The sequence below is a fragment of the Streptomyces sp. R-74717 genome, from assembly GCF_047305335.1.
Taxonomy (GTDB): domain Bacteria; phylum Actinomycetota; class Actinomycetes; order Streptomycetales; family Streptomycetaceae; genus Streptomyces; species Streptomyces atratus.
In genome coordinates, this window is the sequence record NZ_CP102361.1 from 3,391,266 (window position 1) to 3,410,778 (window position 19,513).

16 protein-coding genes, 1 tRNA gene and 1 pseudogene are annotated in these 19,513 nt (G+C 69.0%); 5 read left to right on the forward strand and 13 right to left on the reverse strand.

Features of this window, described 5'->3' with window-relative positions; translation table 11 throughout:
* Window positions 1-15: 15 nt before the first annotated feature.
* The 6 genes from thrB to NRF20_RS15215 all read right to left on the reverse strand — a co-directional run bounded on the left by thrB (window position 16) and on the right by NRF20_RS15215 (window position 6,681).
* Window positions 16-933, reverse strand: coding sequence for a homoserine kinase (gene thrB, locus NRF20_RS15190; protein ID WP_114246665.1), 918 nt, complete (start codon window positions 931-933; stop codon window positions 16-18).
* A gap of 379 nt (window positions 934-1,312) precedes the next feature.
* Entirely contained in the window at window positions 1,313-2,383 is a 1,071-nt protein-coding gene (gene thrC / locus NRF20_RS15195) for a threonine synthase (RefSeq protein ID WP_398633703.1), read from the reverse strand.
* A gap of 6 nt (window positions 2,384-2,389) precedes the next feature.
* The gene (locus NRF20_RS15200) at window positions 2,390-3,682 is read right to left on the reverse strand and encodes a homoserine dehydrogenase (RefSeq protein ID WP_413752734.1); all 1,293 of its coding nucleotides are present in this window, start codon (window positions 3,680-3,682) and stop codon (window positions 2,390-2,392) included.
* A gap of 95 nt (window positions 3,683-3,777) precedes the next feature.
* Window positions 3,778-5,169 carry a diaminopimelate decarboxylase gene (gene lysA, locus NRF20_RS15205; protein ID WP_413752735.1) on the reverse strand — a complete coding sequence of 464 codons (1,392 nt, stop codon included), beginning with the start codon at window positions 5,167-5,169 and terminating at the stop codon, window positions 3,778-3,780.
* 26 nt (window positions 5,170-5,195) lie between these two features.
* Complete coding sequence (gene nrtL, locus NRF20_RS15210) at window positions 5,196-6,191, reverse strand: ArgS-related anticodon-binding protein NrtL (protein WP_413752736.1); 996 nt, start codon at window positions 6,189-6,191, stop codon at window positions 5,196-5,198.
* A gap of 55 nt (window positions 6,192-6,246) precedes the next feature.
* Window positions 6,247-6,681 (reverse strand): response regulator, encoded by a 435-nt coding sequence (locus NRF20_RS15215; RefSeq protein ID WP_398633700.1) that lies wholly within the window; start codon window positions 6,679-6,681, stop codon window positions 6,247-6,249.
* Between the two features lie 218 nt (window positions 6,682-6,899).
* Here NRF20_RS15215 and NRF20_RS15220 point away from each other — a divergent pair.
* From NRF20_RS15220 to NRF20_RS15230, 3 genes are all read left to right on the forward strand, one after another.
* A tRNA-Arg gene (locus NRF20_RS15220) sits at window positions 6,900-6,971 on the forward strand.
* Between the two features lie 381 nt (window positions 6,972-7,352).
* Complete coding sequence (locus NRF20_RS15225; RefSeq protein WP_413752737.1) at window positions 7,353-8,063, forward strand: hypothetical protein; 711 nt, start codon at window positions 7,353-7,355, stop codon at window positions 8,061-8,063.
* A gap of 302 nt (window positions 8,064-8,365) precedes the next feature.
* Window positions 8,366-9,949, forward strand: a complete 1,584-nt coding sequence (locus NRF20_RS15230; RefSeq protein ID WP_413754562.1) for an SWIM zinc finger family protein — start codon at window positions 8,366-8,368, stop codon at window positions 9,947-9,949.
* Between the two features lie 96 nt (window positions 9,950-10,045).
* Here the strand turns inward: NRF20_RS15230 and NRF20_RS15235 are convergent, their stop codons facing one another.
* From NRF20_RS15235 to NRF20_RS15260, 6 genes are all read right to left on the reverse strand, one after another.
* Complete coding sequence (locus NRF20_RS15235) at window positions 10,046-10,423, reverse strand: hypothetical protein (RefSeq protein ID WP_413752738.1); 378 nt, start codon at window positions 10,421-10,423, stop codon at window positions 10,046-10,048.
* Window positions 10,424-10,784: 361 nt separating this feature from the next.
* Window positions 10,785-11,504 (reverse strand): HNH endonuclease family protein, encoded by a 720-nt coding sequence (locus NRF20_RS15240; protein WP_413752739.1) that lies wholly within the window; start codon window positions 11,502-11,504, stop codon window positions 10,785-10,787.
* Window positions 11,505-11,772: 268 nt separating this feature from the next.
* Window positions 11,773-13,722, reverse strand: coding sequence for a protease pro-enzyme activation domain-containing protein (locus NRF20_RS15245; protein ID WP_413752740.1), 1,950 nt, complete (start codon window positions 13,720-13,722; stop codon window positions 11,773-11,775).
* 19 nt (window positions 13,723-13,741) lie between these two features.
* Window positions 13,742-15,250, reverse strand: a complete 1,509-nt coding sequence (gene tnpB / locus NRF20_RS15250; RefSeq protein WP_413752741.1) for an IS607 family element RNA-guided endonuclease TnpB — start codon at window positions 15,248-15,250, stop codon at window positions 13,742-13,744.
* Entirely contained in the window at window positions 15,247-15,825 is a 579-nt protein-coding gene (locus NRF20_RS15255; RefSeq protein ID WP_413752742.1) for an IS607 family transposase, read from the reverse strand. Before NRF20_RS15255 ends, tnpB begins: the two co-directional genes overlap by 4 nt.
* Window positions 15,826-16,055: 230 nt before the next feature.
* The gene (locus tag NRF20_RS15260; protein ID WP_266357959.1) at window positions 16,056-16,301 is read right to left on the reverse strand and encodes a hypothetical protein; all 246 of its coding nucleotides are present in this window, start codon (window positions 16,299-16,301) and stop codon (window positions 16,056-16,058) included.
* 62 nt (window positions 16,302-16,363) lie between these two features.
* Between NRF20_RS15260 and NRF20_RS15265 the strand changes: the two are divergent.
* Window positions 16,364-17,257, forward strand: a pseudogene (locus NRF20_RS15265) (RNA-guided endonuclease InsQ/TnpB family protein); the annotation flags it as partial.
* Between the two features lie 14 nt (window positions 17,258-17,271).
* On the opposite strand, the gene NRF20_RS15270 reads toward NRF20_RS15265, so the two are convergent.
* Window positions 17,272-18,336, reverse strand: a complete 1,065-nt coding sequence (locus NRF20_RS15270) for a Ku protein (protein ID WP_413752743.1) — start codon at window positions 18,334-18,336, stop codon at window positions 17,272-17,274.
* Window positions 18,337-18,397: 61 nt separating this feature from the next.
* Between NRF20_RS15270 and ligD the strand changes: the two genes are divergently transcribed.
* Entirely contained in the window at window positions 18,398-19,294 is an 897-nt protein-coding gene (gene ligD / locus NRF20_RS15275) for a non-homologous end-joining DNA ligase (RefSeq protein ID WP_398631073.1), read from the forward strand.
* Window positions 19,295-19,513 lie beyond the last annotated feature (219 nt).

Here is a 19,513-nt window from a genome sequence, read left to right on the forward strand (position 1 = left end):
GCAATCACTTCTCGGCTACGGGGCGAGCGGCAGCACACTCGCACCCGGGGCGTCGAGAGTGAGCCGATTGGCCGCCCATCCCTCGCCCGCCAGCTGTGCGACCTTGTCGGCCGCACCGTCCTCGGCCAGTGCGAGCACCGTCGGCCCGGCACCGGAGATGACTGCGGGGACGCCGTCGGCGCGCAGTCGGTTCACGAGTTCCACGCTCTGCGGCATCGCCGGGGCGCGGTACTCCTGGTGCAGCCGGTCCTCGGTGGCGGTGAGCAGCAGCTCGGGGTGTCTGGTCAGGGCCTCGACGAGGAGCGCGGAACGGCCTGCGTTGAAGGCGGCGTCAACATGCGGGACCGTGCGCGGCAGCAGTCCGCGCGCGGTCTCGGTCAGGACCGGCTTGCTGGGGACGAAAACCACCGGAACGATGGAATCTGCGGGATCCATCCTGATGGCGCGGGCCGATCCGCCGTCCATCCAGGCAAGTGTGAACCCGCCGAGCAGGCAGGCCGCGACATTGTCGGGGTGGCCCTCGATCTCCGTGGCGAGTTCCAGCAGCGCGGCGTCGTCGAGCCGGGCGTCACCGCCCGTCGTCACGGCGCGGGCGGCGACAATGCCGGCACAGATGGCGGCGGAGGAGGAGCCGAGGCCGCGCCCGTGCGGGATGCGGTTGGCGCAGACGATCTCCAGGCCGCGGGGCTGTCCGCCGAGCAGGTCGAAGGCCGTGCGCAAGGAGCGTACGAGGAGGTGGCTCTCGTCGCGGGGCAGCGTGTCCGCGCCCTCACCCGCGATGTCGATGTGCAGTCCGGAGTCGGCCACGCGGACGACGACGTCGTCGTACAGCCCCAGCGACAGGCCGAAGGCGTCGAAACCCGGGCCCAGGTTGGCGCTGGTCGCAGGGACGCGCACCCGGACGGCGGCGGCTCGGAAGGCGGGACCGGCCATCGCTTAGACGACTCTCCTTGTGAGACAGCGGGGGTGGTGAAGCGTTTTCTCGATGCTGGCGGGAGGTCGTGGCGGCGGGGAGTGGAGTTCCGGGGAAACCGACGGCCACAACGGCCCTTGCACCGCGGCAGATGCGGCGGGGCGGGTTGGGTACAGCTTATCGAAGGAAGGTTCTGTGGCGACATAGGGCGCACAGGAGGCGCACGATGCGTGTCGCCCGCCTCCTATGCGCTCTCCGCCCCGAAAAGGGGCGGTTGAGCTGGGTTCTTACCAACAGACGAAAGTGGCTCCTGCCGGCGGTGAGCCGGGCTCCCGCAGGCAGGAGCGCCGGGCTTCTCACCGACAGCCGAGCCCGGCTCCTGTCGACCGGCCCCAGGGTCTACACGAGGCCCAGCTTCTCGGCAGCGGTGGCCGCGTCGACCGGGACCGTGACCGGCTGCGGAGCGCCCGCGACGGCCCAGTCGGGGTCCTTGAGCCCGTTGCCGGTGACCGTGCAGACGATCTTCTGACCCGGGTCGACCTTGCCCTGTTCGGCGGCCTTCAGCAGACCCGCGACGGACGCGGCCGACGCGGGCTCGACGAAGACGCCCTCCTGGGAGGCCAACAGCCGGTAGGCGGCCAGAATCTGGCGATCCGTCACCTCGTCGATGAAACCGCCCGATTCGTCCCGGGCGTCCAGCGCGTACTGCCAGGAGGCCGGGTTGCCGATCCGGATCGCGGTGGCGATGGTCGCCGGGTCCTTGACGATCTCGCCGCGGACGATCGGCGCGGAGCCGGAGGCCTGGAAGCCCCACATGCGCGGGGTGTGCGTGGACATGCTGTCGCCCGCGTACTCCTTGTAACCCTTCCAGTACGCGGTGATGTTGCCCGCGTTGCCGACCGGGAGGACATGGATGTCCGGGGCGTCGCCGAGCGCGTCGACGATCTCGAACGCAGCGGTCTTCTGGCCCTCGATACGGGCCGGGTTGACCGAATTGACCAGCGCCACCGGGTAGTTGTCCGAGAGCGAGCGGGCCAGCGTCAGGCAGTCGTCGAAATTGCCGTCGACCTGGAGGATCTTGGCGCCGTGCACCAGCGCCTGGCCCATCTTGCCGAGCGCGATCTTGCCCTGCGGCACGAGGACGGCGCAGACCATTCCGGCCCGCACCGCGTACGCGGCGGCGGAGGCGGAGGTATTGCCGGTGGAGGCGCAGATGACGGCCTGTGCGCCCTCCTCCTTGGCCCGGGTGATCGCCATCGTCATACCGCGGTCCTTGAAGGACCCGGTGGGATTGGCGCCCTCGACCTTGAGGTGCACCTCGCAGCCCGTGCGCTCGGAGAGGACCTGAGCGGGGACGAGCGGCGTACCGCCCTCACGAAGCGTGACGACCGGCGTCGTGCTCGTAACCGGAAGGCGGTCCCGGTACTCCTCGATGATGCCACGCCACTGGTGGGTGCCCTTGCTGGTCATGGGTCCTTACTCCCCTTCAACACGCATGATGCTGGCGACACCGCGCACGGTGTCGAGCTTGCGCAGCGCTTCGACGGTCGCCGAGAGGGCGGCGTCGGGCGCGCGGTGGGTGACGACGACGAGGGAGGCCTCGCCATCCTTGCCCTGCTGGCGGACGGTATCGATCGATACGCCCTGTTCGGCGAAGACCGTCGCGACCTGGGCGAGTACGCCAGGCTTGTCGGCCACGTCGAGGCTGATGTGGTACCGCGTGACGACGTCGCCCATGGGGCTGACCGGCAGGCGCGTGTACGCGGACTCGCCGGGGCCTGTGGCCTCGTTGAGTTTGTTGCGGCAGACCGCGACGAGGTCGCCGAGGACCGCGGAGGCGGTCGGCGAGCCACCGGCGCCGGGGCCGTAGAACATGAGTTGTCCGGCCGCCTCGGCCTCGACGAAGACCGCGTTGTACGCCTCACGGACAGAGGCCAGCGGGTGGCTCAGCGGAATCATCGCCGGATGCACGCGCGCGGTGACGGACTGTCCGTCGGCGGCACGCTCGCAGATGGCGAGGAGCTTGACGGTGCAGCCCATGCGGCGGGCCGAGGCGATGTCGGCGGCGGTGACCTCGGTGATGCCCTCACGGTGCACCTCGCCGATCTTCACCCGGGTGTGGAAGGCGATTCCGGCCAGGATCGCGGCCTTGGCGGCGGCGTCGAAGCCCTCGACGTCGGCGGTCGGGTCGGCCTCGGCGTACCCGAGAGCGGTGGCCTCGTCGAGCGCCTCGGAGTAACCGGCGCCGCTGGTGTCCATCTTGTCGAGGATGAAGTTGGTGGTGCCGTTCACGATGCCGAGGACCCGGTTGACCTTGTCACCGGCGAGGGATTCGCGCAGCGGCCGTACGAGCGGGATGGCGCCGGCCACGGCGGCCTCGTAGTAGAGGTCCCGGCCGTACTGCTCGGCGGCGGCGTGCAGAGCGGCGCCATCCTCGGCGAGCAGAGCCTTGTTGGCGGAGACGACGCTCGCGCCGTGCTCGAAGGCGGTGGTGATGAGGGCACGAGCGGGCTCGATGCCACCGATGACCTCGATGACGACGTCGATGTCACCCCGTTTGACCAGGGCTGTCGCATCGGTGGTGATCAGTGCGGGGTCGATCCCCTCCCGTACCTTGGAGGGCCGGCGCACGGCGACACCGGCGAGCTCGACCGGCGCGCCGATGCGCGCGGCGAGGTCGTGGGCGTGCGTCGTCATGATGCGCGCCACCTCTGAGCCGACCACTCCACAGCCCAGCAGCGCCACCTTCAGCGGACGCGTACGCATCATCCGACCTCGTTTCCTTTACATCTGATGTGTGGACCAGTCTCACTCACCGGACGGGAGTTTCTGCCACTCGTCCGGATCCTGAGACATCTATTTCATCAGCCGACATCGAGACGCAGGAGATCTTCCTCTGTCTCGCGCCGGACGATCACTCGCGCCTCCCCGTCGCACACGGCGACGACGGGCGGGCGCAGGGCATGGTTGTAGTTGCTCGCCATGGAGCGGCAGTACGCACCGGTGGCGGGCACGGCGATCAGATCGCCGGGCGCCAGGTCGGACGGCAGGAACGCGTCCTTGACCACGATGTCGCCGCTCTCGCAGTGCTTGCCGACGACGCGCACGAGCATCGGCTCGGCGTCGGAGGTGCGCGAGACGAGCGCGACGCTGTACTCGGCGTCGTAGAGCGCTGTGCGGATGTTGTCCGACATGCCGCCGTCGACGCTGACGTACGTGCGCAGCCCCTCCAGGGGCTTGATGGTGCCGACCTCGTACAGCGTGAACGCGGTGGGGCCGACGATGGCGCGCCCCGGCTCGACGGAGATCCGCGGGGTGGCGAGCCCGGCCGCCTCGCACTCACGGGTGACGATGTCGCCGAGCGCCTTCGCGATCTCGTGCGGCTCGCGCGGGTCGTCCTCGGAGGTGTAGGCGATGCCCAGCCCGCCGCCCAGGTCGATCTCGGGCAGCTCGATGCCGTGCTCGTCGCGCACCTCGGCGAGCAGCTGCACCACGCGCCGGGCGGAGACCTCGAAGCCGGCCATGTCGAAGATCTGCGAGCCGATGTGCGAGTGGATGCCGATGAGTTCGAGCCCGTCGAGGGTGAGCGCCCGGCGCACCGCCTCGGCGGCCTGTCCCCCGGCCAGCGCGATCCCGAACTTCTGGTCCTCGTGTGCGGTGGCGATGAACTCGTGGGTGTGCGCCTCGACGCCGACGGTCACCCGGATCTGTACGCGCTGCCGCTTGCCGAGCCCCTGCGCGATGTGCGCGACCCGGGCGATCTCCTGGAAGGAGTCGAGCACGATCCGCCCGACGCCTGCGGTGACCGCCCTCTCGATCTCCGCGACGGTCTTGTTGTTGCCGTGGAAGGCGATGCGCTCGGCGGGCATCCCGGCGTCCAGTGCGCAGGTCAGCTCTCCCCCGGAGCAGACGTCGAGGTTGAGCCCCTCTTCCTTGAGCCAGCGCACGATCGCCCGCGACAGGAACGCCTTCCCGGCGTAGAACACATCGGCGCCCGGTCCGAAGGCGTCGGCCCAGGCCCGGCAGCGGGCCCGGAAGTCGCTCTCGTCGAGGAAGTAGGCGGGGGTGCCGAACTCCTCGGCCAGTCGCGTCACTTCGATCCCGCCGACGGTGACCGCACCGTCCTCGTTGCGGGCCACGGTACGGGCCCAGACCTTCTCGTCCAGGACGTTGAGATCGGCGGGCGGGGCCGTGTAGTGCCCCTCCGTCATGACATCGGCGTGACGGGGCCCGGCGGGGTGTGCGGATCGGCTCATCGTGTTGCTCTGCTCTCTCGGGTCTCTCAGAGGACTTCGGGTGCGCTGATGCCGAGCAGGGACAGGCCGCCTGCCAGCACCGTCCCGGCGGCTTCGGCAAGGGCGAGCCGGGAGCGGTGGGCGGCCGAGGGTTTCTCGTCACCGACGGGGAGCGGGGCGGCGCCGTCGTGGAAGTCGAAGAAGGCCTGCGCGACCGCTTCCAGCTGCCGGGCGAGCCGGTCGGGCTCACGGTGGCGGGCGGCGGCGGCGAGCACACCGGGATGGTCGGCGAGGAGTGCACCGAGCGCGGGCGCGTCCACACTCTCCTCGTAGGCGGCACGGAACCCGAGCTGCTGAGCGTTCCGGCTCAGGGCCCTGGTCCGGGCGTACGCGTACCGCACCCGGAACAACGGATTGCTTTCCTGCTGTACGAGGAGCTCATCGCTGCCTGTGTACCGGGCCCGGTCGTGCGGGGCGGCCCGCAGCAGTGCCCAGCGCGCGGCGTCGCTCCCGAGCCATGCGAAGAGATCGCGGTCCGCGGCGGGCACGGGCACCACATGCAGCGCCTCCCCGTCGGCCGCCCGCGCCCCGACTTCCGCCCCCTGGGACCGGAGCAGCCGCTCGACGGCCCCGGTGACGACGAGGGCGCGCAGCTCGTCGACGGGTACGAAAGAGGCCGTGACGCCGACGAGGGCGTCCCCGTGCCCGTACTCGGTACCGCGCGCCTCAATGGCGCGGACAAGGGCGGCCAGGCCGTCGTCACCGTCCAGGGTGAAGTTCAGGAACCCGGGCCCGGTGACCTCGACACCACCGATCCCCGGCGCCCCCTGCACCCGCTCCCGAAGGATCTCGGCCACTTCCCTGGCCGGCAGCGCGGCGGGCCCGGCCAGCTGGAGGGCGACGGCAGTGGCGTAGTCCCCACGCCCGCCCGGCCGTGTCCGCTCCACCCGCACGCGCGCGGGCACGGGCGCACGCAAGGCGTCCTCGTCGACCGCGCGGCGCACGGCGTGCAGCACGGTCCTGGAGAGATCGGCGGGGGTCACAGGACAAGCGTATGGGAGAAAGAGGGGCGCCCCGCGACCCGGTTTCGCCATGCGGTCACCCCGCGGCGCTCTCCGCCCTCCCGGCACCGTGTCTGCCGTCGACCGACGGCGGGTCCCCCCTGTCCGTCAACTGCCGTACGAGCCGCACCAGCTCGCTCGGCTCGAAGGGCTTCGCCAGGAACGCATCGACGCCTGCGGCGACCCCGCTGTCCACCTCGTACGGTGTACACGCACTGATGACCGCCACCGGCAGATGTCTGGTCCGTGGATCGGAGCGCAATCTGGTGGCGGTCTGCAGACCGTCCAGCCGGGGCATGACGACATCGAGCGTGATCACGTCGGGACAGACCTGATGCACCAGATCCAGACACTCGACACCATCGGCCGCGGTCACGACCTCGAAGCCCTCAAGCTCAAGATTGACCCTGATCAACTGCCGGATGACCTTGTTGTCGTCGACAACAAGCACGCGGCCACAAGCCCCTGACACACTCCGAGAGTAGGCGGGGCGTAGGGGCTGCGTCCGGGTTTTGCCTATTTCCGGCCCCGGACGAGTGGCGCAGGGGATGGCCGGATGTACCCGGGACCACCCCTACGGCCCCGCTGCGCGGCCCGTACCGCCGCCTCCGACAGCGCGGAAATACCTGTTCACGGACACCCTGCGGAAGCTGGTAGTGTTTCACCCGTCGCCGAGCACCACAGCGATACGCCCTCGTAGCTCAGGGGATAGAGCATCGGCCTCCGGAGCCGTGTGCGCAGGTTCGAATCCTGCCGAGGGCACTTCGGTTGAAGTGCCTAAAGACCCCGTCACCAGCGGAAACGCTGAGGCCGGGGTCTTCGCGTATGCGCAGGCGGATGCCGCCCGGAGCGGCTGCATGTCGGGGTCCGTGGACGAGCAGTGGACGGAACCTTGGAGCATCGCCGCAGGTGAGGCCCAGGGGTGGGCCAGCAGCCCTGAACCACCGGCCCACGGTCCAGCCGTTCCGCGAGCTTCCGACGTCGGGGGTCGGACGGACAGGTCGATTACGGCACCGTTGCGTGACGACTCGGCTTCCCTTCCTGGCGCGAGGGAGCGAGGGCGACGACGCCGGCACGGCTGCGGCGCTCGGCCCGGATGGACTGTCCGGTCAGCGGGTCGCAGAATGCGAGCCGGGCCACCTGATGACGGCGCAGGATCGGGCGCGAGGGCGACCGCACAGACCCCGGCCGCGAGCAGCGAGAAGGGCGATAGAAATCCACCCGCTGAACAGCTCCAGCAAGAACGCTGCCGACGAGCAGCCCACGCCTCACCGGCGGCTGCCGGTCGCCGTCGTCATCATTCTGGTGTTCGTCACGTGTGTCGCCGCTGCGATCGGCGTAGCTGCCTGCGTCGCTGACGATGTGTCGTCGGACCAGTCGGACCAGGAGATGAACTGCTGCTGGGAGGACGGGGCCACCCCAGTCTGGATGAGCGGGCAGATGGGCATCCGTATCCCGGAGGCGGCATCGGACCGGCGTGCGGGCTACAAGGTCGGGCAGCGCTACGACACGGGGTTGCTGTCCTTCGTTCTACCCAGCGAGGAGGCGGAAGCGTACACGGGTCGGCTTGTCCGGAAGGGCACCAAGATGATCGGAAACTTCCATCCCGAGAAGAAGGATTACCGGCCTGCTGCCGCTTTCGCCCATCTTGGGCTGGCCGAGCCGGAGACGATCGTTCAAGGACTGCAGAAGACCAGCCTTTGCCCCGATGACCTCGAGTCCCCTGAAGGCAAGTACCTCCGGCGTTGCATCGACCTGTTCGCGCACGAATTCGGGCCCGGCACCACTCGGATCTATGTCCGGTCGACCATCGAACCGGCCGTGACGCCGCCTCCGGCGAGCCCCGGTCCATAGAGCGCTGGACATCGATTCCTGATCGCGTCGGCGCGGCGCCCACCACGCCTGATTGCCCCGTGCAGCCGTAACGGTCGGGGCCGGGCCGCAGCGAGCAGCAGTGAACGACGCTTCCGCAAGTGTGGGGCGCGGCTCCGGGTCCCCGAAAGTGAGATTCCTGAACGCCGCAGAGCGATGCTCCCGCCCTCCGGTTGAATGACCGTGTGGCACGGAATACGGGATTCGACGAGAACGACCTGCGCGCGCTGGCCGGTCCGCGCTCCTTCGAGCGAGGCCAGGGATACGTGGATGCGGTGACCGCCATGGAAGTGGGCGACGGCTGGATCACGGCCACGGTTCATGGGACGGACGCGTACGCGGTGGAGTTGACCCTCGGCGGACCCGGCAGGCTGGGTGGGGAGTGCGACTGCCCGTACGGCGTGGAAGGCAACTTCTGCAAGCACCTGGTCGCACTCGGCCTGACCGCGCTCGCCGAGGGGGCTGAACTGCCGCGGCAGCGCAGCCGAGCCCGGAGTCGTGCGCAGAAGCTGGACGTGTGGCTGGCCGGGCTCTCCAGGGACGAACTCCTCGCCCTTGTCCGGGAACAGATCGCCGAGGACCGGCAGGTACGCCGCCGCCTGGAACTGCGGGCGGCCAGCGCCCGCGGAGACCTGGCCGAGGTCCGTACCCGGATCCGTGAACTCCTCGATATCACCCCCTTCGCGCGGTACGGATACGTCGAGTACGCCGATGCCCGCGCGTATGGCGAACAAGCCGCGCAGGCGGTGTCCGCGATCACCGCGCTGGCCTCCACCGGGCGGGCCGAGGACGCGATCCACCTGTCGCGAGAGGCGATGCGGCTGCTGAGCGAGGTGCAGGACGGCATCGACGACTCCGACGGGCAGCTGAGCGAGGTCGGGGCCGCTCTCGCCGAAGCCCATCTCGACGCGTGCCGCACGGCTCGTCCGGACCCGGACGAGACCGGGCGGTGGCTCGTCCGGCATGTGCTCAGTGACCTGGACGGCCTGACGGACATCGACCCGCTCGACTACGCGGATGTCCTCGGAGAGCAAGGCATGGTCACCGTACGGCAGCTGGCTGTCGAGGCGTGGCGCGGCAACCGCACCGGGTGGGCGGAGAAGTACCTGATGGAGCGGCTGGCCAGGGCGGGCAATGATGTGGACACCGTGATCGCCGTTCACTCGGCAGACCTCGCACCCGACGGCAGCACCCACCTGGTCATCGCCCGCGAACTGGACACCGCGGGCCGTCCCGACGAGTCCCTCCGGTGGGCGGAGCGCGGCATCGAGGAAGCGTCCGGCCCCGTCACTCCCGACATCGCCCTGGTGGACTACCTCTGCGACCGTCACACCCGCGCGGATCGACTCTCCGACGCCGTCGACCTGCGCCGCGACACCCTCGCAGCCCGCCGTTCCCTGACCTCATACCAGCAGCTGCGTACGGCGGCGCAGGCAGCCGGCTGTTGGCAGGCAGAACGCGAGCGAGCTCTCGCGCTGCTGCGGGCCGATGCGCAACAGCGGCAGCAGTCCTGGTACGGCAGGCCTGTCCTGATCGACGCCCTGCTCGACGACGAAGACATCGCCACCGCCTGGCAGGCCGCGGCCGAGACCGGCGCCCACGACCGGCAGTGGCTCGCCCTCGCCGACCAGGCACGCGCCTCTCGTCCCTCCGACGCGCTCCGCGTCTACCTGCGCCTGGCCGAACCTCTCACAAAGCAGACCGGCAACACGATCTACGAGCAGCTGACCAGCCTGCTGTTGAGCGTCCGCGACTGCCACCGTCGCCTGGGCACCGAGGACGAGTTCATGTCGTACGTCGCTGCCCTGCGAGCCGCCCACAAGCGCAAGCGGAATCTCATGCGGCTCCTCGACCAGCGCGGCCTGTGACCCTCCAGCCGCACGAACACCTGTGGGCACGGAGGACGGCATACCTCAGTCCGATGCGACGGACGAGCGACTGCCGGTCGGCTCGGGCCGTGCGGTCTACGGACCCATGTCCTCCGAACCGCCGGAACCGAGCTGCTCCGCTCGCAGTGCCAGGTCCTGCAGCACGTCGGCGGAGGTCACGTCCGTCTGCCCGGAGTCGTGCACCTGGGCCAGCATCGCAAAGGCCAGGGTGAACGCGCCGACCAGCTGCTCCACCGCGCCGCCCACCTCCCGACCGACAAGGACCGCGACCTCTTCGATCGAGGCGTCCTCGGGGATCGTGATCCGGGGCATCGTCTCGTTCAGGAGCGCGGTCACCACGCTCGGATCGGTTTCCACATCGTCGCGGTCCACGTTCTCTTCGAGGAGCCGGCGGATCTCGCCCGCCTCCGTGAGGATTCCCACGACACGCTTCACCACTTCGCTCTGCTCCATCCAGTGAGCATAGGCGCGGTCCACTGCGACCGGCGGCCGGTCGGTCTTTCGTGCCTTCGTGCCTCCGCCGGTCCGGGGTCGTACCGGGGAACCGCAAGGGGCCGAGCGTGCTCTTGTACAGGGGACGCGACTGCAGGGCACCTCGGCCTTGTACGGTGACCGGCCCCGGTACTTCGGTCAAAGAAACCTCGTGACTCCTCCCCGTCCCGAACGACGGGGCTTCTCGCTATGCCTGGTTGGCGTTGCGACGGACCAGCCCGGCCGGCCACGACGTCGTGACGCCCGCGCATCTTCTTCCGGCGGCAGCGGTCGAGCACTCCCTCTGACGGGCCGGAGATACCCCTCCGCCGAGGCCACCCGCTCATGCCCCCTCTGAGGGATCGAGCACCGGGATGGCCCGGAGATCCGCCTCCGACGGCCAGATCCCCACAGCCAAGGAGGCGAGGTGAGCCCCTCGGGCGTGGATCCGGTGCTCGTCCCACGAGGAGCTCCAGTCGCCGAAAGCGCTGATGTCGGCCCCCGCTGGGGGGTTGAGCAATGTGCCGTGAGTGAGCCGGAGGAGGCTGTGCTCACCGAGCCATTTCCGCTTGTCGTCCCATGCCATGTTTCCCAGCGTGGGGTTGAGGCGGGCGGTCACCAACGTCAAATTGCCGAGCGAATGGACCAGCTCGTCACGACCGGAACCCTCGTCGGGATCGTCTTCCAGCGGCGGCCAGTTGTCGCGCCAGCTCTGTGGCATGACGTGCTCGATCGTCAGCTTGGATCCGAGATCCGCGCCGACCGGCACGGTGAGCTGCTCGGTGTGGTCGGTGCGCAGCGCATCTTCCAGGGCCTCCAGCAGGATCCGTACCCGATGCCTGTAGAGGCGCGTGTAAAGCGGGTCCTGCTCCAGAACGGTCCTGAAGTCGATGTCGGTGGGCCACTGACGATGGTGGCCCTGCATCCCCGACAGCGCTGTGATGACCGCTTCGTCAGCGGTTTCCGGCTGCTTGGATGCGGCTGCGACAAGGTCGCGGAAGACGTGGTTGTAGTCGCGGTTGCTGAGATTGAGGATTGCCCGGCGGACGAGGTAACTGTCCATGGCGCGGATGGCGCGCCGACGTCGCAGAGGCGGCAGTACGTCGTCGCCCAGGCCGTAGAGGAACAGAAGCAAGGGCATGGGAGTGGAGGTCTGCATGACCTTCAGCCGGTACAGGAACCTGCCCTCGCTGCCGTTGAGCGGGTGCTTGTCGATGCGGTCATAGATTTCTGCGTATCGTGCCAGCTCGGCGAAGACATCCTCAGTGGGTGCGTTCTCCGCCCGCAGCCGGGCCGTAGTCCCGGGGCAGTCAGGACATCTAGCTCGTCCGTCAGTGCCGGCGGTACGAGTTCACGTAACCGGCCGCCGGAGTCCCGACGCCCGTCACGTCGTCGTACCCCTTGACCGCGTTGAGCGAGGCGTCCTTGCCGAGGCTGCGCACCGACGTCAGTACGCCGTCCGCCGCGTCGAAGCCGTTGGCGAAGTCGACCCGGGCCACCGCGAGGTCACGGTTCGGGCCCAGCGGGTGGTCGGTGACGTCGTGGTACGCCTTCGAGCCGTACCGGGCGTAGATCGCCGGGTTGGCGAAACCGATCGGCAGACCGTGCCGGGCCTGCTGCGCGAGCGCCTGGACACCGGCGATGACCGGCGCGGCCAGCGACGTACCACCGATGCGGTACTCGTCGTAGCCGAGCGATCCGTCGGGCAGCGTCTGGGTCTGGCCGACCAGGAAGCCGGTGTTCGGGTCGGCGACGGCCGCGATGTCCGGGGCCGTGCGCATCCGCTTCTTCCCGTTCGCCTGCGCGAGCGAGTCCGGGACGACTCCGCGCTGGTAGAACGGCTGCTTCACGGACGAGCTGGTGCCGCCGCCCGCGCCGGAGGTGTACGCGCCCGGGAAGCCGGTCCAGATCTTGCCGTCGTCGGCGAGGCTCGCCTTCAGCGTGCCCCAGCCGGTCTCCCACTGGTACGTGTCGTTCTTGCCGACGGCCAGTGCGGTGCCGCCGACCGACGTCACCCAGGCGGAGTTGGACGGGACGTCGATCTGCTTCGTGCCCGTGGACGCGACGTTGTCGCCGTCGTCGCCGGACGAGAAGTAGAAGCCGATGCCCTCGATCGCGCCCATCTTGAAGACCTGGTCGTACGCGGCCGCGACGTCCGGGGTCTCGTTGGCCTCGATGTCGCCCCAGGAGTTGGACACGATGTCCGCGAGCCGGTGGTCGACGACCTTGTTCAGCGAGTCCAGCAGATCGGCGTCGTAGCAGGAGGCGCCACCCACGTACACGATGTCGGCGGCGGGCGCGACCGCGTGCACGGCCTCGACGTCGAGGGTCTCCTCGCCGTACCAGCCGGAGGCCCCGCACTCTTCGGTCTTCGTGTAGTCGGCCGGCAGTACCTGGCTGAGCTGCCCGCGACGGTACGGGGCGTCGCCGTTGCGCCTGGCGTACTCGGCGGCGTCCTTCGCGATGGTCGGCGAGGCGTACGCGTCAGTGATCGCGACGGTGACGCCCTTGCCGGTCCAGTCGCCCGCACCGTACGCGGCGCGCAGCTGCTTGCCGGTGTAGCCCTTGACCGCGTACGGCACCTGGGACCCGTAGGCGCTCGGCAGCGTCGACGCGGTCTTCGAGCCGTAGTACGAGGAGAAGGGGCCGGAGTTGCGGAACACCGCGTCCGGCGGCGGCAGCGTCTCGTCGTGGCTCGACTTGTGCGGCGCGTTGTCCAGGCCGGAGACGGCGAGAACGGCATCGCTCAGCCCGGCGGGCACGGAAGCGGTGGAGGCCGGGGCGCGGTAGGTCCGGCTGCCCTTGCGGTAGTTGTGCAGCTGGGTGCCGAACGCCTTCTCGGCGGTGGCCACATCACCGGTGGCCGAGACGTAGTGCCGGTTAGCGCCGGTGACGGTCAGCCCGTTCGACTTCAGCCACTGGCTGACCTGGTCGATCTGCTGCTGAGTGGCCCCGAACCGGGCCTGCGCCTGTTCGGCGCTCAGGTACTTCCCGTACGAAGCGGACTGCGGGTCGGACACGGCAGCGGCGTAGGCGGCCAGCCCCTTCGCGTCCCGTCCGGCCAGATGGACCCGGACGCTGACCTTGTTGCTGTCGGACGTGGCCCCCTGGTCGGCCTTGGCGGTCGCCCAGACAGGCTTGGTTCCCCGCAGCGCGTCCCGCCCGCTCGGCGCGGAGTCCGCGCTGGCGTTCGGTATCCCGAGGGCGAGCGCACCGGCAAGCAGCGGCAGTGTCGCTGCCATGCTCAGCGCGGCGCGACTTCTCGCGCGGCTGGTTCTCATGTAACCGTTGCATTGATCATCAAGTGATTTCAGCAATCCCGGTGTTTCCACCGGAATGGTCCGTAACGGGCCACCAGAGCACGAGTTGTGCCCTGGTGGCTTGTTGGCGGTCTCCCGTTTCCTTCCCGGCCCGAGGGCTGGGGATTGTGCCACCTGCCCGCCCCGTCCCGGCCTTGCGGCGCGGGCGGGTGGTGCGGGTCTTGTGGTCGGCTCCACGGGGCTTCGACTCCGCCTTGGCGGAGTCCAGGTCTCCGGCCACTCCGGTACCTGTGGTGCGGGTCGCGAGGGCGACCAGGTTGTGTCCGGCGTTTGCGTCCCGGTCGATGACGAGGCCGCAGTTGTCGCACTCGAAGACGCGCATGCTGAGGGGCAGTTTGGCTTTCACCGCACCGCAGCGGGAGCAGGTCTTCGAGGAGGGGAACCAGCGGTCGGCGACGACGAGTCGTGTGCCGTGCCGGCGGGTCTTGTAGGTGAGCTGGCGTCGGATCTCGCCGAACGCGGCGTCCGCGACGCGGCGGGACAGGCGCCGGTTGCGGCCCATGCCGGCAACGTTGAGGTCTTCGACAACGATCGTGCCGTACTCGGAGGCGAGGCGGGTCGTCATCTTGTGGAGGGTGTCCTCGCGGAGGTTCGTGACCCGGTGGTGCACCTTGTTCCGCGCCTGGTTCGCCTGCTCCCACCGCTTCGATGCCTGCTGCCCGGTGCGCCGGTCGGGGCCCTGGCGGCGCGAGACGACACGACTGGCGCGGCGCAGCTGCTTCTGCGCGCGGTCGAGGTGGCGTGGGTTGGGTTCCGTAGCGAGGACACCGTCGCTGTCCGCGAGGACGGCGAGGGTTTTGATGCCGAGGTCGATACCGACCGCCGCGTCCGGGCGAGCGACCTTCACCAGCTGACGCTTCTCCTCGACCTGTAACGACACGAACCAGCGGCCCCGGTCCAGACGCATCGTCGCGGACAGGATCCGCATGTTTCCCGCGTCGGCGAGGGCACGCAGGTCGGCCCGGTGTTCGTGGAGGCGGATGGTGCCGATTCTGGGCAGGGTGATGTGCCTGCCGTCAGGTTCGATACGGATCGTTCCGGTGGTGAACCGGCAGGTCAGGGACGCTTTCCGCTTCGGCTTGAAGCGGGGGATGCCCATCCTTGGGCCCTTGCGCTTACCGCTCTTCGACTTCGCGTAGTTGTCGAACGCCGCCGACGCGCCTGCCAGACCGGTGTTGTATGCCTCCTTGGAGTTCTCCCCCCACCAGTCGGCGAAACGCGGGTTGGTGCGTTTGTCCTCGTTGAACGCCTTGCGCAGCGAGGGCAGTGACCATGACCGCCACGGTGTCAGCTCGTCCTCGGGAATGCCGTAGGACTGCTCGGCCTTGCGCTGCCACCACGCGGCGGTGATGTACGCGACCGCCCAGTTGTACGCTGCCCTCGCGGCACCTGCGTGCGAGTGCAGGTGGCGGCTGGCCGTGGCGTTCGGGTCCAGCGCGAGCTTGTGCGCGAGGACGGTGAAACCGGGCCGGGACTTGAACTTCTTCATCCGGCCACCTCCGAGCCGGTGGCAACGGCGACTGCCTGCGCGGCGCGGTTCCTCGCGGAGCGCCGGCCGTACAGGCGTGCGCACATCGAGGTCAGGACCTCGGTGATATCCCGTACGAGATCGTCGGCGGTCTCCGCCGGGTCAAGGACGAGCAGGCGCCGCCCCGAGGCCGAGAGGGCGGCCTCCAGGTGCTCGACTCCGAACCGGGCGAGGCGGTCACGGTGCTCGACCACGATCGTCCCCACACCCGGGTCGGCGAGCAGCCGGTGCAGCTTGAGACGGCGCCCGTTCAAGCCGGAGCCGACCTCCGTCACCACGTCAGCGACCGCGAGACCCTGGGACGTTGCGCCTTGAACGGTCCGGGCGACCTGGCGCTCCAGGTCCGCTTTCTGGTCACCGGACGAGACACGGCAGTACGCCACGACCCGTCCCGCAGCCTGCGGGACGGACTCGGTCACGAGCCACGTACCCGACGGCGTCTGGACGACCGGGACCGGCATACGGCCCTCCTTCGCCCAGGTCCACGCGGTCTGGTAATGCACACCGTTGCGCGCCGCCCACTCGGAAAGCTTCACAACATCAGGATATTCACCGAGGATGACCGATATCCACTGAAAGAAATGGGAACTGTCGTTCACCCCCTGCGATGTGGTTCTTCGCGTGTGGAGCATGTGCCGGATGATGTGCACATGTAATGCGCCACTCTGGCGAGGAACGCCTCATGCAGGGGGCATGCATTCACCAAGAATCGATCAAGTGGCCTTGGTGATGGGGTAGTTCACGGAGAATCTGCGGAAATACGCCCTCAGGTGTTCGGAACCGAGTCCGTCGGGCCGGTGCCGGGCGAGGTCGAACTGGTCACATACGTGCAGCCGGTGTACCGATACCCGGGCTGGATCTTCGAACCGTCCGCATAGCTGGTGACGCTCGTGCCGGAGGAGGGACCTCCTCGGTGCCTGTACAGGAAGTGGTACTCACCCGCGGGCAGCCACAGCGTCGCATGCGGATAGCTCTTCCCCTTGGCCTTGCAGGCCGACAGGGACCCGCTCACCCAGGAGTACGACCTGCAACTGCCGCACCCCCCGATGCTGACCTTCCCTGTCACCGGCCCGGCTTTACAACGGTGCGTTGCAAGAACGCCGCGACGCCTACCGGCACCCCTCGAAGACGAGCGTGACGTACGGGCAGCAGTCCGGGCAGCTGAAGGACATCCGGGCGTTCGACTCCGAGCGCCACGGCCGCTGGTCGTTCAGCTCGCAGCAGGCGACGCTTCGCCGGTTGGACAAGGCGTTTGCAGCGTTCTTCCGGCGGATCAAGGCCGGGGACAGGCCCGGTTACCCGCGCTTTCGTGGCGTGAACTGGTTCGACACGGTGGACTTCCCCAAGGACGGCGACGGCTGCCGCTGGGACTCCACCCCGCACGACTCGGTCACGCGAGTGCGTTTCCAGGGCGTCGGGCACGTCAAGGTCAATCAGCACCGCGCGGTGGTCGGCAAGGTCAAGACCGTCAGCGTCAAGCGCGAGGGCCGTAGGTGGTTCGTCGTGCTGACCGCCGAGCACAACCAGCCCGAACCGCTGCCCAGGACCGGCAGCGTGGTCGGCATCGACCTCGGCATAGCCGCGTTCCTCACCGACTCCAACGGTGTGCACGTCCCCAACCCGCACCACGCCCTCAAGGCCGCCGCCAAGCTCCAAGCAGTCCAGCGGGCACTGTCCCGGTTCCCACGCCGCAAGGCCAAGGATCGCACCCGCAACCACCAGCGGGCCGTGGAGAAGGTCGCGACCCTGCACGGCAAGGTGCGACGCCAACGGCTCGACCACGCACACAAGACCGCGCTCGGCCCGGTCCGAGAGCACGACTTCATCGCGCACGAAGACCTCAAGATCCGCAACATGAGCAAGGCCCCCGCACCGAAGCCCGACCCCGAGACGCCAGGCGGCTTCCTGCCCAACGGGGCAGCGGCCAAAGCGGGCCTCAACCGTTCGATCGCCGACGCCGGATGGGGGCGGAAACGCGCCTGTCAGGCCGAGGCGCGCTTGCGAGGGGCCGCCTTCTTCGTCGTCGGCTTCGTGTCCGACTTCGCGGTGGTCTTCTTCGCCGTCGTCTTGGCGGACGACTTCGCCGTCGACCGTGCGGCGGTCTTCTTGACGGGTGCCCTGCTCGGCGTCGACTTCTTCGCGGCCGTCTTCTTGGTGGACGCCGTGGCCTTCTTCTTCGCTCCGGTTCCGCCCGACTTCTTGCGGCCGGTGAGCGAGGTGACCTCGGCGACGGGCGCGTCTGCCGATTCCCCGGCGGTCTCCGGCTCCTCGCCACGGGCCTCCTTCGCGGCCCGGACGCTGTTCTCCAGCGCTGCGATCAGGTCGATGACCTTGCCGCCCGAGGCGTCCGCCTCCGCCGGCTCCAGGGTCCGGCCGTCCGCCTTCGCCGCGATGAGTTCCTCGACCGCCTCGCGGTAGTCGTCGTGGAGCGACTCCATGTCGACCTCACCGAGGGTGGCCATCAGCGCGTCGGCCAGATCGAGTTCGACGTCGCGGACCGTGACCTCGGCCTGTGGGGCGACGCCCTCGGGGCTGCGGATCTCGTCCGGCCAGAGCAGGCCGTGCATGGCGATCACATCGTCGACCACCCTCAGCATGCCGAGCCGTTCGCGGCCGCGCAGCGCGTATTTCGCCACGGCGACCTTCTGGCTCCGCTTCAGCGCCTCACGCAGCAGGGTGTACGGCTTGGCCGCCGGGACCCCGTTGGCGGAGAGGTAGTACGCCGCGTCCATCTGGAGCGGGTCGATCGAAGCGGCCGGCACGAAGGCGACGATCTCGATCGTCTTTGCGGTGGGGAGCGGGAGGGAGCTGAGGTCCTCGTCGGTGATCGGGATCATCGATCCGTCGGCGTCCTCGTACGCCTTGCCGATGTCGGCGGCGGTGACCTCCTGCTCGTCGATCTCGCAGACCTTCCGGTATCGGATCCGGCCGCCGTCGGCGAGGTGGATCTGGCGGAAGGAGACCGAATGGTTCTCGGTGGCGTTGACCAGCTTGATCGGGATGCTGACCAACCCGAAGGAGATGGCACCGTTCCAGATGGACCGCACTGTTCACCCCTTGTGTTCGTATAGATACCTATAGATCAGGGAAACATGTGATTCTTATCGTATGACGCCGATCACAGAGGTGGAGGGGCGGCGGCTGGCGCTCAGCAATCTCGACAAGGTGCTGTATCCGGCCACCGGAACCACCAAGGGCGAGGTGCTCCACTACTACGCGGCCACCGCGGCGGGGGCCCTGCTCGCGCATCTGCGCAACCGGCCCGTGTCCTTCCTGCGCTATCCCGACGGGCCGGACGGGCAGCGCTTCTTCACCAAGAATCCGCCGCCGGGTACGCCGTCCTGGGTACGGACCACCACCGTTGCGCACCATGAGGACCAGCAGGCCAGACAGGTGGTCGTGCAGGATCTGGCCTCGCTGATGTGGGCGGCCAATCTGGTGGTGGAATTCCACACGCCGCAGTGGCAGGCCGACGCGCCCGGGATCGCCGACCGGATGGTGTTCGACCTGGACCCCGGTGCGCCCGCGACCGTGGTGGAGTGCTGCGCGGTGGCACTGTGGCTGCGTGAGCGGCTGGCGGCGGACGGGTTGCTCGCGTACGGGAAGACCTCGGGGTCGAAGGGGCTGCATCTGCTCGTACCTCTGGAGCCCACCCCCGCCGATCGGGTGTCGGCGTACGCGAAGGGGCTGGCCGTCGAGGCGGAGCAGGAGCTTGCGGAGCTGGTCGTGCACCGGATGACGCGGGCGTTGCGGCCGGGGAAGGTGTTCGTCGACTTCAGCCAGAACGCGGCGGCGAAGACGACCGCCACGCCCTATACGCTGCGCGCCCGGCCCGAACCGACCGTCTCGGCGCCCGTCACCTGGGCGGAGATCGAGGAGTGCCGGGCGCCGGGGAAGCTGGTCTTTCTGGCCGGTGACATGGGGGCGCGGCTGAAGCGGTACGGGGATCTGCTGGAACCGCTCATCGATCCGGACCGGGCAGGGCGGTTGCCGACTGCACGGTAGACGGTAGGGGCGGGGGTCCGGGGCCGGGTCGGGGTGGCCGCCGTCCTGTCCTCGATCGCCGGACGGACTGCTTTCATCGGTCGGTCGACGCGTCCGAAATTCGCCCCCGGAGCGCATAGCGCATAGCGGACGATCTTGTCATGTCCGTCAGGAAAAGACCGCATGTGGAGGGCGGAGTGTCCGAGCCGTGGTGCAGACTCCTCGCAGACACTGCTTCGT